The organism is Longispora fulva (genome assembly GCF_015751905.1).
GTDB lineage: Bacteria > Actinomycetota > Actinomycetes > Mycobacteriales > Micromonosporaceae > Longispora > Longispora fulva.
Genome location: NZ_JADOUF010000001.1, coordinates 7398233 through 7414316, shown reverse-complemented (window position 1 = coordinate 7414316; position 16084 = coordinate 7398233). Strand labels below are relative to the sequence as shown.

12 protein-coding genes are annotated in these 16084 nt (G+C 71.8%); 3 read left to right on the top strand and 9 right to left on the bottom strand.

Annotated elements, in window-relative coordinates:
- Positions 1-30 precede the first annotated feature (30 nt).
- Positions 31-1428, top strand: a complete 1398-nt coding sequence (locus tag IW245_RS34300) for a M1 family metallopeptidase (protein WP_197007258.1) — start codon at positions 31-33, stop codon at positions 1426-1428.
- 50 nt (positions 1429-1478) lie between these two features.
- Here IW245_RS34300 and IW245_RS34295 read toward each other — a convergent pair whose 3' ends face one another.
- Complete coding sequence (locus IW245_RS34295) at positions 1479-2453, bottom strand: helix-turn-helix transcriptional regulator (protein ID WP_197007257.1); 975 nt, start codon at positions 2451-2453, stop codon at positions 1479-1481.
- Positions 2454-2805: 352 nt separating this feature from the next.
- On the opposite strand from IW245_RS34295, the gene IW245_RS34290 reads away from it, so the two are divergent.
- Complete coding sequence (locus IW245_RS34290) at positions 2806-3066, top strand: hypothetical protein (protein WP_197007256.1); 261 nt, start codon at positions 2806-2808, stop codon at positions 3064-3066.
- 118 nt (positions 3067-3184) lie between these two features.
- On the opposite strand, the gene IW245_RS34285 is transcribed toward IW245_RS34290, so the two are convergent.
- The 4 genes from IW245_RS34285 to ettA all read right to left on the bottom strand — a co-directional run bounded on the left by IW245_RS34285 (position 3185) and on the right by ettA (position 6564).
- Positions 3185-3706 carry a type III secretion system chaperone family protein gene (locus IW245_RS34285; protein ID WP_197007255.1) on the bottom strand — a complete coding sequence of 174 codons (522 nt, stop codon included), beginning with the start codon at positions 3704-3706 and terminating at the stop codon, positions 3185-3187.
- Between the two features lie 230 nt (positions 3707-3936).
- Positions 3937-4503, bottom strand: coding sequence for a DUF8185 domain-containing protein (locus IW245_RS34280; RefSeq protein WP_197007254.1), 567 nt, complete (start codon positions 4501-4503; stop codon positions 3937-3939).
- Complete coding sequence (locus IW245_RS34275) at positions 4500-4895, bottom strand: acyl-CoA thioesterase (RefSeq protein ID WP_233473078.1); 396 nt, start codon at positions 4893-4895, stop codon at positions 4500-4502. Before IW245_RS34275 ends, IW245_RS34280 begins: the two co-directional genes overlap by 4 nt.
- Positions 4888-6564: an energy-dependent translational throttle protein EttA gene (gene ettA / locus IW245_RS34270; RefSeq protein ID WP_197007253.1), complete on the bottom strand. Its 1677-nt coding sequence runs from the start codon at positions 6562-6564 to the stop codon at positions 4888-4890. Before ettA ends, IW245_RS34275 begins: the two co-directional genes overlap by 8 nt.
- Positions 6565-6720: 156 nt before the next feature.
- On the opposite strand from ettA, the gene IW245_RS34265 reads away from it, so the two are divergent.
- Complete coding sequence (locus IW245_RS34265) at positions 6721-8742, top strand: serine/threonine-protein kinase (protein WP_197007252.1); 2022 nt, start codon at positions 6721-6723, stop codon at positions 8740-8742.
- A gap of 105 nt (positions 8743-8847) precedes the next feature.
- Here the strand turns inward: IW245_RS34265 and IW245_RS34260 are convergent, their stop codons facing one another.
- From IW245_RS34260 to IW245_RS34245, 4 genes are all read right to left on the bottom strand, one after another.
- On the bottom strand, positions 8848-11121 hold the full coding sequence (locus IW245_RS34260) for a transglutaminase TgpA family protein (protein WP_197007251.1): 2274 nt from the start codon (positions 11119-11121) through the stop codon (positions 8848-8850).
- Positions 11115-12251 carry a DUF58 domain-containing protein gene (locus IW245_RS34255; RefSeq protein WP_197007250.1) on the bottom strand — a complete coding sequence of 379 codons (1137 nt, stop codon included), beginning with the start codon at positions 12249-12251 and terminating at the stop codon, positions 11115-11117. The genes IW245_RS34260 and IW245_RS34255 overlap by 7 nt, the downstream gene beginning before the upstream one ends.
- A 37-nt stretch (positions 12252-12288) precedes the next feature.
- Positions 12289-13275: an AAA family ATPase gene (locus tag IW245_RS34250; RefSeq protein ID WP_197007249.1), complete on the bottom strand. Its 987-nt coding sequence runs from the start codon at positions 13273-13275 to the stop codon at positions 12289-12291.
- An 80-nt stretch (positions 13276-13355) separates the two neighbouring features.
- Positions 13356-15962, bottom strand: coding sequence for a fibronectin type III domain-containing protein (locus IW245_RS34245; RefSeq protein WP_197007248.1), 2607 nt, complete (start codon positions 15960-15962; stop codon positions 13356-13358).
- Positions 15963-16084: the final 122 nt, after the last annotated feature.

Genomic DNA, 16084 nt, shown 5'->3' with positions numbered 1-16084 from the left:
GCCGCGACCTTGCGACCGTAGGGTCGCGGCATGCGTCGTCCATCCATCGCCGTCGCCGTCTGCTCGGCGCTGCTCGCCACGGGATGCACCGCCGTCACGGCCACGCCGCAGCGGGTCGTCCCCACCGCCGCGGTGCCGGACTCCGCCGGTCTGTCGACCCCGGTCGCCGACCCGATCTACCCCAGACGCGGCAATGCCGGCATCGACGTGCTGCGCTACCGCCTGGACCTGACCTGGGACACCAGGACCTTTTCGGGTACCGCGACCCTGACGGTCCGGGCCACCCGCGCCCTGGACTCCCTGGTTCTCGACCTCTCCTCGACCTACGCCCTCGATGCCGTCACGCTCGACGGCGCGCCCGTCACCGGCGCCCTCGCGGACGACAAGCTCACGGTCCCCCACCCGCTGGCCGCCGACGGGCGCGCCACCCTGGTCGTGCGCTACCGGGGCACCCCGACGTCGACGCCGATGCCCTCGCACCGCACCGACGCCGTCGGCCTCGGGCTCAACATCGGCACCGACGGGTCACTGTGGACGATGCAGGAGCCCTACGGCGCCTTCACGTGGTACCCGGCGAACGACATCCCGTCCGACAAGGCCCTCTACGACATCGCCGTCACCGTGCCGGCCGGCTGGGCCGGGATCGCCTCGGGCACGCCCGGCCCGGTCCAGGGCTCCACCTACCGCTACACGACGAGCGACCCGGTCGCGAGCTACCTGACCACCCTGGCCGTCGGCCGGTACCAGAAGACCACGGGCACCGGGCCGGGTGGCCTGCCCCTGACCTACTGGACCCGGGCCGGGGACGCCGAGCGGTTGCCGTTCCTGCAGCGCTCGCCCGCCCTGATCACGTGGCTGGAGCAGCGGCTGGGCCCGTACCCGTTCCCCACCGCCGGGGTGGTGCTCGTCGAGTCGCCGTCGGGGATGGAGACCCAGCAGATGGTGACCCTGGGCGGGCGGGTACAGCCGGCGAAGCTGGAGGGGGTGCTGCTGCACGAGTACGCCCACCACTGGTTCGGGGACACCGTCACGCCGGCCACCTGGAAGGACGTGTGGCTGAACGAGGGCTGGGCGACGTACCTGCAGCGGGTCTGGGAGGCCGAGCGCGACCACACCGACCTCGCCGGCTGGGAACGTGCCGCCCGCGCGGCCGACGGCGGGCTACGCACGGCGGCCGGGCCCCCGGGCGACCCGAAGCCCGGCAGCTTCGCGGAGGGCAACGTGTACACCTGCGCCGCGCTGATGCTGCACGAGATCCGCAAGCTGGTGGGGGACGCGGAGTTCTGGGCGCTGGCCCGGGACTGGCCGGGACAGCACCGGGGCTCCACCCAGGACCGGGCGTCGTTCACCGCCTTCGTGAACCAGCACACCGGCCGGGACCTGACGGCGCTGATCGACCGGTGGCTGGACTCCCCGACCACGCCCTGACGGCCCCGCCCGACCACGGCGGGCTCTCCGCGCCGGGCGGTGGGCCGCCGTCAGAGCCAGCCCTTCTTCGTCGCGTTGACCCCGGCCTGGAACCGGCTCTGCGCGTCGAGCCGCTCCATCAGGTCCGACATCATCCGGCGCACCGTCCGCAGCGACAGCCCGAGCTTGCGGGCCGCGGTGTCGTCCGTGTGACCCGAGGAGATGATCTCCAGCAGGGCGCGTTCGACCGGCGTGCAGCCGTTGTCGTCGGGCAGTGCCGCCTGCCCGAACGGCGTCCCCGCCGCCCAGGTCTGCTCGAACAGCGCGCACGAGGCCGCCAGCACCCCGGGGCTGCGGACCTCGATCGCGCCGGCCCGGGAGTCGTCCGGGTCCAGGGGCAGGATCGCGATCCGCCGGTCGAAGATGACCAGCGGCATCGGCACCGTGGCCACGGTACGCATCTGGCCGCCCAGCCCGGTGAGCCAGCGGGCGTGCGCGAGGGTGTCGGGGTCGTTGCGGAAACTCTCCCGGCACACGGCCCTGATCGCGACGCCGCGTTCGAGGATCTGCTGGTTGAGCGGGCCGCTGGCCTGCCGGGCGTCGGGCCGGTGCGCGCCGCCCGGGTTGAGCGACGCGACCTCGAGGCACACCCCGACCGACAGCTCCTCCAGCCGGATCCGCACCGCGTCGATGCCCTCCAGACGGACGGAGCCGTCCTCGGTGCGGCCGGTGTCGTGTTCGGCGGCGATCGCGGCGATCGCGGCCCGGGTCGCCTCCAGCTGGCGCTGCCGGCCGGCGGCCTCGGCCTCGGCGGCGGCGAGCAACGCGGCCAGCCCCACCTCGGGACTCACCGCCCGCAGTCCGCCGGCGCCCTGCTCCGACGGGCGGAGGAGCGCGAGGTCCGCCAGTTCGTCCAGTGCGGACCGGACCAGGTCGTCGGGCAGACCGGTACCAGCGGACAAATCCGCTATGCCCCAGCCTGGATGTGCGAGCATTGCCCTGTATACGGCTTCTGTCGGGCCGGACAGCCCAAGTACCTGCAGCATGGCACCACCCCCGTGATCGCTGCTGATTCGGACCTTATTGTGGGCGGGCGAAACACCTGGATCAAGAGCTAACCGGCCACAACTCCGAGGTGGCAGGAAAGTGCAAAGCACCTTGGTGCCAACCCGGAACCGCTGACTTCCCCCGGCCCCGCTGGCAGAGTTCACCACATCGGAGGAACACGCCACATCGGAGTGGAACCTCCACAAACAGTTCATTGTTCACACGGGTGGAGTTTGTCATGTCGCAGGTGACGATGGTCGCGGACGGCGCGGGATGGGGCACTCCATGAACCCGGGCCCGACTCGGACACCGGCCAGCTCCCCGGGAGCCGGCCCGGGAACAGGACCAGCCATGCACCTCGTCACTCTCGCTCTCGTACACCCCGACCCGGCCGAACTCGAACCGTCGACCGTCACCGAGATCCTCTGGAGCCACACGACCCCGGCCGACGGCGTCGAACACGTCAGGACCCGGGTCCGCTCCGACCGCTACGACATCGCGGTGTTCCTCATCGCCGACGGGGAGGAACAGGCGCTCGCCACCGCCCGGGACCTCTGCGACCGGGCCGTGGCGGCCAGTCCGATCCTCAGGAGCTGCCGGCTGACCAACTGAACGCACCCGCGAAAGGCTCCCCACAGGTGAACCTGCGGGGAGCCTGGTGACGGGCCGCCATTGCCGCCGATCGACCGACGTGGCCGGGTCGGGAACGTGGCGTAACCAAAAAATGGGTCTAGAGAACCCCGGCGTCCGAGTGCAGCCAGTCGACGTAGGTGGCGGCGACGGCGGCGGCACAGTCGATCAGCTCGTCGATCAGCTCGTCGTGCGCGCCGGCCAGGAACGGGACCTGCATCTCCGCGTAGAACGGCAGGCCGCCGCGCTCCGTCGGGTCGCCGACGTAGGCCTTCATGAACCGGCGGGCGTGGTTCCACTCGTTGGCCGCGGCGTAGGCCCGCTCGGACCATTCCTGCGGGGTCGTGGCGTGCGCGCGGGCCCGCACGACGAGGATCTCGTCATCGGGGCCCTCGAGGGTGAACAGGACCGCGTGCCGCTCCCAGAGCGCCAGCAGCGCGCCGTCGGCGTCGGTGAGGTGCCGGATCTCCTGCCGGGACAGCGAGGCGCCGATCCGCTCCATGGTGACCGGGCCGACCGCCCCTGTGCCGCGACGCTGCCGGGGCAGCTGAACCCGGAGACCACCCTCGGACTCCGTCTCATCGCGGTGCGGGTTGTCGTGACCCCAGCGCCACCACGCCATGACTCACTCCTAACATCGGGACGGTTCATGCCGCCCCGACGCTACCCGGACAAACCTGGGGCTGTCAGCCCCCGAATCAGCATGACCTTCTCCACCGTACGTATCATTTCGGACATTAGTGTGGGCCCGATCGGGCAAGCCCCCGGCTAGTACTTTCGGCTTGTCCGCATTGGTCCGTTAGGCCAAATCGAGACCGTCTTCCATGACGCGTGACACCGGACCGTTGTTGTTCAGATGGTGCGAAAAGTCAGTGCCGGCCGGTACCAGGCCGCGCCGAACTCCCCCACGAGCCCCGTCCACCCGCCACTGCGCCGGACCGCCACCGGCGCCTCGCCGAGGAAGCCCATCCGGGTCAGGCCGAGCACCAGGCGGAGCGGGATCTCGGCGGACTCGCCGTCATCCGTGGACACCGTGATCGCGACGTGCTCCAGCAGAGCGTCGCGCACCCGACGCTCGCCGAGGGTAGGGGGCGCGTCGCGCAGCGTGGCGGCAGCGGCGTCGGCGATCCGACGCAGCTCGACGGCGGGGATCTCCTCGAGGGTACGGCCGGCGGCGCGCGGCAGGGCGCCCCGCCATTCCGCGTCCCGGCTGGGCGGCGGGCTGACGGCCGCTTCGAGGAGCTCGTCCGCGCGGTAGGTGACATCGCCGGAGCCGGCCTCGACCGGGCGGGTGACCAGCACGTCGAACGGCAGCCGGGCCCACACCGCTCCCCCGCTCAGCCGGACCAGGGTGCCCGGGTCGAACCGGACGACCCGGGCGCAGAACGCGCCCAGGTCGCCACCCGTCCGCGGGCTCACGCCTCCCGCCACTTCTCCAGGAAGGCCCGCTCGACCGCCGTCACCCGGCGCGGCACCTGGTGGGCCAGGTTGAACGGCACCAGCACCGTCCGGGCCCGGCTGGCGAGCTTGCCGTCGGCGAACAGCTCGTAGGCCACGACGAAGGAGCTGTTCTTGATCTCCTCGATCCAGGTCTCGATCCGCACCTTCGCCTCGTGCCCCACCGGCAACAGGTAGTCGATCTCGTGCCGGGCGACCACCACGCCGTCCTTGAGCTCCGGCAACGGCACGTCGACGAAGAACATGGCGACGCGCGCCTCCTCGTACAGCGTGAGGAAACGCGCGTTGTTCACATGCCCGTACGCGTCCATGTCGGACCAGCGCAGCGGGCACTCGTACAGATGCCTAGTCACGCGTCAGCTTGCGGTGCGTGACCCGGTGCGGCCGGGCGGCGTCGGCGCCGAGGCGGTCGACCTTGTTCTTCTCGTAGGACTCGAAGTTGCCCTCGAACCAGAACCACTTCGCCTCGTTCTCGTCGTCGCCCTCCCAGGCGAGGATGTGCGTGGCGATCCGGTCCAGGAACATCCGGTCGTGGGAGATGACCACGGCGCAGCCCGGGAACTCCAGCAGCGCGTTCTCCAGGCTCGACAGCGTCTCGACGTCGAGGTCGTTCGTCGGCTCGTCGAGCAGCAGCACGTTGCCGCCCTGCTTGAGGGTCAGCGCCAGGTTGAGACGGTTGCGCTCACCGCCGGAGAGCACCTTGGTCGGCTTCTGCTGGTCCGGGCCCTTGAAGCCGAACGCGGCCACGTAGGCGCGGGACGGCATCTCGACCTTGCCGACCATCATGTGGTCGAGCCCGTCGGACACGACCTCCCACAGGGTCTTGTCGCCGTCGAGGCCGGCCCGGTTCTGGTCGACATAGGACAGCGACACCGTCTCGCCGACCTTCACCGAGCCCGACGTCGGCTGCTCGAGCCCGACGATCGTCTTGAACAGGGTGGTCTTGCCCACGCCGTTCGGGCCGATGATGCCGATGATGCCGTTGCGCGGCAGGGAGAAGCTGAGGTTCTCGATCAGCGTCCGGTCACCGAAGCCCTTGACCAGGTCCTTCGCCTCGATCACCGTGTTGCCCAGGCGCGGGCCCGGCGGGATCTGGATCTCCTCGAAGTCGAGCTTGCGGGTCTTGTCGGCCTCGTTGGCCATCTCCTCGTACCGGTCGAGCCGGGCCTTGGACTTGGTCTGGCGGGCCTTGGCGTTGGAGCGGACCCACTCGAGCTCCTCGGTGAGGCGCTTCTGCATCTTCTGGTCCTTGCGGCCGGCCACCGCGAGCCGCTGGGCCTTCTTCTCCAGGTAGGTGGAGTAGTTGCCCTCGTACGGGTACGTCCGGCCCCGGTCGAGCTCGAGGATCCAGTCGGCGAGGTGGTCCAGGAAGTACCGGTCGTGGGTGATGGCGATGACCGTGCCCGCGTACGCGGCCAGGTGCTGCTCCAGCCAGAGCACGCTCTCGGCGTCCAGGTGGTTGGTGGGCTCGTCGAGGAGGAGCAGGTCCGGGGCCTCGAGGAGCAGCTTGCACAGGGCCACCCGGCGGCGCTCACCACCGGACAGCGGGCCGACCTCGGCGTCGCCGGGCGGGCAGCGCAGCGCGTCCATGGCCTGGTCGAGCACGGAGTCGATGTCCCACGCGTTGGCGTGGTCCAGCTCCTCCTGCAGGACGCCCATCTCCTCCATCAGCTCGTCGGAGTAGTCGGTGGCCATCAGCTCGGCGATCTCGTTGAACCGGGCGAGCTTCGCCTTGGTCTCGGAGACGGCCTCCTCGATGTTCTCGAGGACGGTCTTCTCCTCGTTGAGTTTCGGCTCCTGGGCCAGCATGCCGACGGTGTAGCCCGGCATCAGCCTGGCCTCGCCGTTGCTGACCTGCTCCGTGCCGGCCATGATCTTGAGCAGGGTGGACTTACCGGCTCCGTTGGGCCCGACGACACCGATCTTGGCACCGGGCAGGAAGCTCAGCGTGACGTCGTCGAGGACGACCTTGTCACCATGCGCCTTGCGCGCCTTTTCGAGCGTGAAGATGAACTGCGCCACGGTGCTACTGCCTCCGAGAGTCCTGGGTTTGCCATCAATCTTTCCACGCGCCGGATAACGCCTGTTCCCCGGCCTGAATACCATGACAAACCACGCAAAGATACTCGTGATCCGACCGTGCTACCGAACCTTGCCGCCGACTAGCACAATGGGCACGTGTCCACCCCGATGATCCCGGCCCTCCCCGGTTACTCAGACCTGCAGTTGATCGCCAACGGCAGCACGGCGTTGGTGTTCCGGGCCACCCAGGCCCGCCTCAACCGCATGGTCGCCGTGAAGGTCCTCCTCATCGACGACGTGATGACCACCCAGGCCACGGTCGAGCAGGAGCTGGCCACCACCGTCGCGCTGTCCAGCCAGCCGCACATCGTGAGCATCATCGACACCGGCACCACGGCCGACGGCAACCCCTACATCGTCATGGAGTACTGCGAGGGCGGCTCCTACGCGCAGATCCTCAAGCAGCGCGGCCCGCTGACGGTGTCCGAGGTGCTCGAGGTCGGCATGAAGATCGGCGAGGCGCTGCACGCCGCCCACCAGGCCGGCATCGTGCACCGCGACGTGAAGCCGCCGAACATCCTGCGGTCGCAGTTCGGGCCGGCGCTCGCCGACTTCGGCATCGCCCGCGCCCCCGACGCGCTCGCCGGCACGATGACCATGGGCAAGCTCACCCCGCACCACGCCTCCCCGGAGGCGTTCATGCTGGGCGCGCAGAGCGGCTCGTCGGACCTGTACAGCCTCGCGTCCACGATGTGGAACCTGCTCGCCGGCCGGCCGCCGTTCGCCGACCCCAACGCCAGCAACGACCCGATGTCCTTCCGGGACCGGGTGCTCAACCAGCCCGTGCCCCGGGTGCCCCGCGTCGACGTCCCCGAGTGGCTGCACGAGGAGCTCACCCGGGCGATGGCGAAGAACCCGGCGGACCGGCACAGCTCGGCGATGGCGTTCGCCGAGGCGCTGCGCCGGCATTCGTACGGGATGGACGCGACCTTCTCGTCGGCCACCAACGCCTCGTCGAACGCCGTGGCAAACACCGCGGCGACGACCGGGTTCATGCAGCAGCCTTCGCCGTTCGCGCCGCCGCAGACGACGGGCGGGCCGGCGACGGGCGGTCCGGCGACCGGTGGGCCCGGGGTCGGCGCGGGTGGGCATCCGGTGCAGACCGGTGGGCACACCGAGTGGCCGATGTGGCCCGGCGCCGGCACGGGCGCCGGCGCGCCGGCCCGGCGCAGCTGGGAGCCGGTCCCCGAGTGGCAGCAGCAGAACACCACGCTCGCCGGTGGCGACCCGGCGGCCCCGCCGGTCGCCCCGCACAACGACGCCGCCCCGGAGACCGAGGGCAGGAGGACGGCCGGGCCCACCGGGTTCACCGCCGCCCCGCTGCACCCGCCGATCTCGGCCCCGCCGGTCAGCGGCCCGCCGAGCGGGTTCCGCGCCCCCGGTCACGAGACGCAGCAGCCCTACGCCTCCCAGCCGCCGTTCCAGCCCGCGCCGGGTCACCAGCAGTCGTTCCCCGCCCCGTTCAGCCCGGCCCCGTACAGCTCCGCGCCGGTCTCGGGGATGCCGGTGTCGTCACAGCCGGTGTCGTCACAGCCCGTGTCCGGGCCGCCCGGTGCCTACCAGCCGGTGTCCGGGCCGACGGGGGCGTATCCGCCGGTGCCGGTCAGCCCGATCGTCTACCAGCGGCCGGCCCCCGACAACTCCAACCGGATCATCGTCGGGCTGAGCGCCGCGGCCGTGGTGCTGATCGTCCTCATCGTCGGCGGCATCGTCGCGCTGAACTCCGGCGGCGACCCCGACACCCCCGGCCCCCAGGCCACCGGGTCGGTCGGGGTGAGCGCCAAGGGCGCCCCGACCAACGTCACGCTCAAGGACAGCCCCGACGGGAGCTCGGTCGTGATCACCTGGGTGGACAACTCCGGCGGCAAGGCCCCGGTCACGATCACCAGCCACCGGGTGGGTGAGAGCACCCCGGCGCTCCAGCCGGTGCTGTTGGAGGCCGGTGTCACGTCGCACGAGTTCAAGGGCGGGTTGAACACGCGGTTCAACCACTGCTTCGTGGTGGCCTCGCTGTACCCCGGCGCGAACATCGCCCCTGCCCCCGAGGTGTGCACGAAGCGGGTGCTGCCGAGCGGGTCGGCGGGCGCGTCGAAGACCCCGGGCCCGACGAAGACCTGAGCCCGGCCCCGGGACCTGCCCCAGGGGACGGGCTAGCTGGGCTGCGGCGCGCGGCCGGGAGCGGATGCCGGCTGGCATCGCAACGCCGCGCGGGCGAGACTCGGCTTAGGCGTGCGGTGTCGCGTGGGACATGCCCGGCTCGGCGACCACCGGCCGGCTCGGCTTCCACAGCAACGGCCGGATGCTCAACGACCACGCCACCCGGTTGAACAGCGACCGCCGCCCCCGCAGCTCCCGCACGTAGGCCACGGCCTGCTCGACCGCGAGCCGGGCCTCGGCCTCCCCCAGCAGCCCGGGCGCGAACCCGACCACGTTGACCAGCTCCGCGAGCGGCCCGAGCGCCGGCAACGGCTCGCCGTGCCGGGCGGACCGGCGGCGGACCGGGATCAGCGAGGCGTACAACGCGATCTCGCTGGCGGTCAGGTGCGGCGGCGGGGTGTGCCCGGCCAGCCGGATGGCGTCGCGGACCTCCAGCCACGCGCCGAGTACCCGTTCGGAAGGGGTGCCGGAGCGCAGTCTCCTGCCGGTGCGCGACCGGCGGAGCAGGCCCACGACCAGGGCGCCGACGACAAGGAGCCCGAACAGGAGCACCCCGGACAGCATCAGGAGCACCGGAGCCGTCAGGACCGGCTCCGCGGCGCTCCCGACGCCGGTGGCCGGGGCGGCCGTCGAGGCCAGCGGCGACTGGGTCACCTGCGACGGCGGCACCGACGGCGTCTTGGTCGGCGGCGGCGGGGTGTAGTCGTCCTCCAGCGGCTTGGTGTTCTGGTCCTGGGGCATCGGGTCGAAGGAGACCCAGCCGACCCCGGTGAACAGCACCTCCGGCCAGGCCGTGGCGTCCGAGGCGAGCACCGGGTGCTTGCCGGAGCGGCCCTTGAACCCGACGACCACCCGGGTCGGCAGGCCCATCATCCGGCCGAGGACGGCGAACGAAGCCGCGAACTGCTCCGATGTGCCCTGCCTGCCGCCCTCCGCGACGGTCTTGGTGAGGAAGAACTGCAGGTTGGGCAGCGCGTGCCCGCTCGCGGCGGTCGGGTTGAACTTGTAGTGCTCGGCGAGGAAGCCCTGCAACGCGTACGCCTTCGCGTACGCCCCCGGGTTGTTCTCCGTGATGTGGTTGGCCATGTTGACCAGGTCGGTCGGCAGGGTGGAGCCGACGCTGAGGTAGCGGGCGTAGGCGTCGCCGCTCGGCACGTCGGCCACGGACAGCAGGTTGACGTCCGGCTTCGTGTAGACCGATTCCACCTGGTACTTCTGCCCCGTCGCCAGCCGGTCGGCCTTGAACAGGGTGCCGCTGCGGCTGTCGAAGGCGACCCGCAGGTTGTCGATCCGGTTGGGTGTGCTCACCGCCGGCACCAGGCCGCCGTCGAGCTCCGCGACCGTGTAGCTCTGCTTCACGACGCTGGACTTGCCCGTCGTGGCCGGCCCGGTGACGCTGGGCAGCACCTTGCCGGCGTTGCGGTAGTCCGCGCCGACCTTCCAGGTCACGCCGTCGTACTCGCTGAGCACCGCCAACCGGATCGGCATGTCCGCCGGCAGCTCGGCGTCGAGCAGGTGCTGGGTGGGCTGCGCGGCCCAGCCGGAGATCCGGATCAGCGGGTTGGCGTCCAGCGCGTCCTCGCGGGGCGGGACGACCGCCGTGCGGGGGTCGTGCGGCTCCTTGGCCACGCCGCCGAAGACCAGCGGGCCGGCGGCGACCGCCACGGCGAGCATCGCGGCGAGCCCGGCGGCGGCGCCCCCGATCGCCCGGAGCTGGAACACCCGGTCCTTCGCCGGACTGGGCTGGTCGCCGGTCAGCACCGGGGCGTCGGTGCGCTGCCGGGCGGTCAGGGCCAGGCCGACGGCGCACACCGCCGCGTACGCCAGGGGCTGCCACAGGGCCGGTTGGGCGTTGGGGCCGGCGAGGACCAGCGCCGCCGCGTACGCCACCGTGGGGGGCAGCGCGCCGAACAGCAGCCGGCCACCGCGCCCGGCGAGCTCCGCGCCGAGCAGGCCGGCGAGCCACACCGCCACGATCGGCACGAGCACCGTGTCCGGGGCTGCCTCGATCGGCACCGCCGCCGTGAGCAACCGGGGCAACGCGTTGCGGGCCGCGTCGAGATAGGCCGACATCAGGGTCGCGTCCGCGTCGCCCCGCATGGTCAGCTGGACCGCCAGCAGCGTGTACCCGCCGAGGGCGAGCATCGACACCGGCGCGACGGTCCAGTTCGGCAGGGGCCGCAGCAGGGTGCTGAGCAGGATCGAGGCGGCCGCCGCGCCGAGCAGCAGCGGCAGCAGGGGGCCCTCGGCGTAGATCCGGGCACCCGCGAGGCCCGCGAGGCCGGTCAGCGCCAGCAGGATGACGACCGGGAGCGCGCCGCGCGCCAGTTTCGTCACCATCGTCCTACTCCGTCCCAGGCCACAGTGAACTCGGAGGCGTCCGCCGCAGCGAGCACCAGCAGGCCGGGGGCCGCCGTCGGCGTCGCGTCGGGCGCGCCGATCAGACCCACCACGATCACCGGGTACTGCGCCCGCAGCGCCGCGATCTGCCGCACGTCCGCGACACCGCCCGGCCCGGTGAGGAAGATCAAGGTGTCGCCCAACCGGCCGATCCGCAACCGGTCGGCGGCCGGGGCCAGGTCAGGCTCCGCCGCGCCCAGGGCCGCCTCGGCCAACAGGTCCAGGAACACGTTGCGGCCCTGGGTGCCGGAGATCTCCGCCCCGCTCACGGTACGCAGCCGCACGTGCAGGCCCTCGCGCAGCGCCGCGGTGACGATCGACGCCGCCGCCTCGCAGGACTCCTCGAAGCTCTCCGGCGTGTGGGCGTCCGCGCGGTCGTCGAGCACGACGACCATCACCGGCAGGCTGGTGTCGGTGTGCTCGCGGACCATCAGCTCGCCGACCCGCGCCGACGTGCGCCAGTGCACGCTGCGCAGGTCGTCGCCGACCACGTACTCCCGCAGGTTGTCGAATGTGACGTGCCCGTGCGGCACCTTGTCGACCCGGCCGTCGAGGCTGCGGGCGATACCGGCCGGCACCGCCCGGATCGGGTGCGCCACCGGGTGCACCCAGACCCGGCCGGTGGCCCCGTAGGACCGCGCCACCTCCGCCAGACCCAGCGGGTCGGTGCGCACGATCCGCAGCGGCCCTACGTCGACGACGCCGCGCCGGCTGGTCGGCACCTGGTACACCGTCTGGGTCTCGTGACCCCGGCGCAGGCGGAGCAGCGGCACCGGGATGCCCGCCGACCCGCACCGGTCCGTCGCGATCACGGTCATGCCCCGCAGCCGGTTGTCGTTGCGGATGGTCAGGTGCACGGTGCTCGGCTCGCCGCGGGTGACCCGGTCGGGGTCGAGGTGCCGGCCGACGGTCAGCGCGGCCCGCAGGCTCACGATGCCGACGGCGACGGCGAACGCGACGAGCGCGACGACCCCGAGGACGGCCAGTTCCGGGTACCCGAAAAGGAAGCCGGACAGCAGGAGGACCGGCCCGGCGCCGACCAGCGCCCAGCCGCGCGCGGTGACCCGCATCGTCAGCGCCACCCCGGCTGAGCGGCGTACGCGGACCTCACTGGGTCACCCCGGCCGGCTGCGGCACGGCCACGGTCTCGATGACCTCGCCCAGCACCGCCGTGGACGTGACCCCGCGCAGCTGCGCGTCGGGGCTGAGCAGCAGCCGGTGGGCGAAGACCGCCTCGACGAGGGCCTTGATGTCCTCCGGCAGCAGGTAGGCCCGGCCGTCGGACAGCGCGAACGCCTGGGCGGCGCGGACCAGGGCGATCACGCCACGCGGGCTGACGCCGACCCGGACCTGGGCGTGCCGGCGGGTCGCGGAGGCGAGCTGGACCGCGTACGCGTACAGCGCGTCGGCCACGTACACCCGCTGGGCGAGCCGGGCCAGCTGGGCGACCGTGTCGGTGTCGGTGACCGGCTGGAGGTAGTCGGGCGAGCGGCCGGCGGCCCCGCCCCGGACCACCTCCATCTCGACCTCCTCGCTCGGGTAGCCCACCGAGAGCTTCATCAGGAACCGGTCGAGCTGCGCCTCGGGCAGCCGGTAGGTGCCGTCCATCTCCACCGGGTTCTGGGTGGCGACGACGAGGAACGGCCGGGGCACCGGGTGCCGGACGCCGTCCACCGTCACGTAGCGCTCCTCCATGACCTCCAGCAGCGCCGACTGGGTCTTGGGCGACGCGCGGTTGATCTCGTCGGCGATCACGATGTTCGCGAACACCGGACCCGGGTGGAACTCGAACTCCCGGCTCGCCTGGTTGAAGATCGTCACGCCGGACACGTCGGACGGCAGCAGGTCGGGGGTGAACTGGATCCGGCGCCACTTGCCCCGCACCGACGCGGCGATCGCCCTGGCCAGGGTCGTCTTCCCGACGCCGGGCACATCCTCCAGCAGGACGTGGCCCTCCGCGAACAGCGCGGTGAGCGCGAGCCGCACCACCTCGGGCTTGCCGAGCACCACCGAGCCGACGTTGTCGGCCAGGCGGGCGAAGACGCTGGCGTAGCCCTGGGTCTCGGCCGGGGTGAGGGGATGAGGCGCGGTCACGTCAGATGCTCCTTGAAGGTGGTGCGCTGTGCGGTGTTCAGACCGCGCGGGAGTGCTGGGCGCTCCCGCGCGGGGACGGATCAGTTCGGCGTGGCCCCACAGTCTGCCAGGCCGTCGCGGATGTTCGCGCCGGTGCCGGACCAGACCCAGGGCAGGAAGCCCTCGCCGTTCGGGGCGTTGCGGATCTTCACCCAGACGGAGCTGGACACCCCGTTCTGGTTCCGGATGGACTGCCCGGAGTCGTGCTGGCAGAAGATGTTCAGCCCGGCGCCGCTGTTCATGTTCCCCCGGAAACCCGCGCCGACCGCGTCGCTGTACCCGCCGTGGGTGGAGCAGCCGTTGCCGGCGCCGCCCGCCGGGTTCGGATAGCACGGGTCGACCCGGATCTCGACCTTCGTGCAGGTGGTGCCGCCGCAGATCGAGCCGTTCACGGCGTCGGTGTTGACGCTGCCGGCCCAGGTGACCTCGCCGACGGCGTTGGACGCGTACACGGTGAAGTTGTAGCCGGCCCCCGCGTACAACCCGGCGAGGGTGAAGCTGTTGCAGCTGCCCGGCTTGCCCTTGCTCCCGTTCGGCCCGCTGAAGTCGATCCGGCAGCTCGTCGCCGAGCCGCCGTCGTTGACGGTGAACGCGACGCTCGCCGAGCTGATGTTGCCGGTGACCGCGCCGCCGGTGATGGCCGGCCGCTTGATCGTGGTCGCGGTGTCCGAGGCGGTCGGGCCGTCGCCGGCCTTGTTCACGGCGTGCACGTCGACCTTGACGGCCTGGCCCTCGCCGTAGCCGGTGAGCACCGTGGACGTGCCGGTGACCGTGCGGCTGGCGCCGTTGGCCGTCACCACGTAGCCCGTGACGGGCGCGCCGTTGGCCACGGCGGCCGTCCAGCTCACGTTGACCGTGCCGGCCTTGCCGGTGTCCGTGGCGGCGTTGAGGTTCGTCACGGCGGCCGGCTTGTTGTACGGCACGACGGTGTTGCTCGGGTCGGACTCCTTGCTCGCCCCGCCCACGTCGTTGAGCGCGACGACCTTGAAGCTGTACTGCGTGCCGTACTTCAGCTTCTTGTCCGGCACCATCAGGTCGGTGGTGGCCGACTTGCCGAGGTCCACGGTCGCGCCACCGGCCGCATACGCCGTCACCTGGTACTGCACGATCTTGTGGCCCTGGCCGTTCGCCGCCGGCCACGTCACCTTGACCGTGCCGTCCTTGTTCTCCTGCGCGGCCACGCTGGCGGGCGGGTCGGGCGTCTGCGAGGACGGGGTCACCGGGTTCGACGCGCGCTTCGCGCCGGGCCCGACCCCGTTCACCGCGTGCACCTGGAACGTGTACGTGGTGCCGTTGGTCAGCCCGGTGATGGTCGTGGTCTGCTGGCTGCCGCCCACCTCGACCGGCTTGGGGCCGCCCTCGATCACGTACTTCACGATCGGTGACAGGTTCTCCTTCGCCGGGCCCCAGCTGACCCGCGCCTCGGCGTTGCCGGCGAGCGCGCTCACCGTGGCCGGCGCGCCGGGCACCTCGGGGACGGGCTCCTTCGGCGGGGGCGGCGGGGGCGGCGGAGGCGGGGGCGGCGGCGGGTCGCCACCGGGGACGGTGTTCGGGAACTTCAGCACGGTCTTCTGCTTGTGCTTGTCGTCGATGACCGTCGCCTCGCCGCCCGCCGGCGGGTTGATGAAGAGGTGGCCCTCGCGGACGTCGAGGTCGACGCCGCCGCCACCGGACTTGATCGTGAGCCGGTCGACCTGGTTGCCGTCGCCGTCGAGCACGTAGATCAGGTCGCCGAGCTTGTCCGCCACGTAGAACCAGCCTGCCCAGGCCACCGCGGGCTCCAGCGCGCGGCCCTGGTCGGCCTTGACCTCGAACTCGCGGACCGTGCCGGACCGCACGACGTAGACGTGCTTGTCGTCGGAGACGGTGACCGGGATGTCGCTGCCGCTGGTGTGGTCGGGCACCGCGCCCGGGGCCCGCATCGGGATCTTGAAGGTCTTGACGAGGTCGTCGCGGATCGTGACCAGCGCCGCGGCGGTCTGGTCGAGGACGGCGACGCCCTTGTCCAGCACGGACAGCGTGATGTCGTGCCGCGGGTCGGTGGCCACCGTGGTGCGCTCGACGGTGGGGTCGGCGCCCTTCTTCGCGGCCAGCACCGACACGACCGTGCCCTCGCTGGGCACGGCGAGCCAGAGCCGGCCCTCCACGTCGAACCCGCCGCTGCGCAGCCCGACGGGCAGCCGGAGCGGCTGGCCGTGCGGGTTGAGGGTCAGCGGGTCGACCTGGCGCACGGCACCCTGGGTGCTGTCGATGACGAACGCGACGTCGTCGCGGAGCGCGAGGGTGATCCCGACGCCGGCCGGGGCGTCCATCGTGGCCGCCACCTGCAGAGTGGTCAGGTCCAGCGAGCTGATCCGACCGGTCTCCAGGTCACGGATGATGAGATACCGGTCGTTCTGGGTGATCTCGACGTTGTGACCCTCGGAGTCCTTGATCTTCGTCCGGGTGTCGACAGTGCCCTTGACGCCGTTGATCCGGCCGAGCTCGCCCTTCTTGGAGCTCCACACCCAGGCGCTCGAGTCGTAGACCGCGACGGCCTTGTCGGCGATGCCGAGACCGAACACGGTCAGAGCGACGGCGGCCAGCATCGCGACCGTCACCGACAAGGTGACGACCACTCCCGATCTCTTGCCCACTGTGCGCGTCATGCCCCCGCGGCCCTCCGTCACAATCTCCGGCCCCGAACCGTCGTCATCATAAGTCCTCCGTCAAGGCAATCGACCGGCTGCGATGTGACGCCTTTCATCAGGCATTCCATCGCGGCCGGTCG

Bases quoted from the DNA above. Each gene is read 5' to 3' on its own strand.
- IW245_RS34300 (WP_197007258.1), top strand. From the start codon at position 31: ATGCGTCGTCCATCCATCGCCGTCGCCGTCTGCTCGGCGCTGCTCGCC.
- IW245_RS34295 (WP_197007257.1), bottom strand. From the start codon at position 2,453: ATGCTGCAGGTACTTGGGCTGTCCGGCCCGACAGAAGCCGTATACAGG.
- IW245_RS34290 (WP_197007256.1), top strand. From the start codon at position 2,806: ATGCACCTCGTCACTCTCGCTCTCGTACACCCCGACCCGGCCGAACTC.
- IW245_RS34285 (WP_197007255.1), bottom strand. From the start codon at position 3,706: ATGGCGTGGTGGCGCTGGGGTCACGACAACCCGCACCGCGATGAGACG.
- IW245_RS34260 (WP_197007251.1), bottom strand. From the start codon at position 11,121: ATGGTGACGAAACTGGCGCGCGGCGCGCTCCCGGTCGTCATCCTGCTG.
- IW245_RS34255 (WP_197007250.1), bottom strand. From the start codon at position 12,251: ATGCGGGTCACCGCGCGCGGCTGGGCGCTGGTCGGCGCCGGGCCGGTC.
- IW245_RS34245 (WP_197007248.1), bottom strand. From the start codon at position 15,962: ATGACGCGCACAGTGGGCAAGAGATCGGGAGTGGTCGTCACCTTGTCG.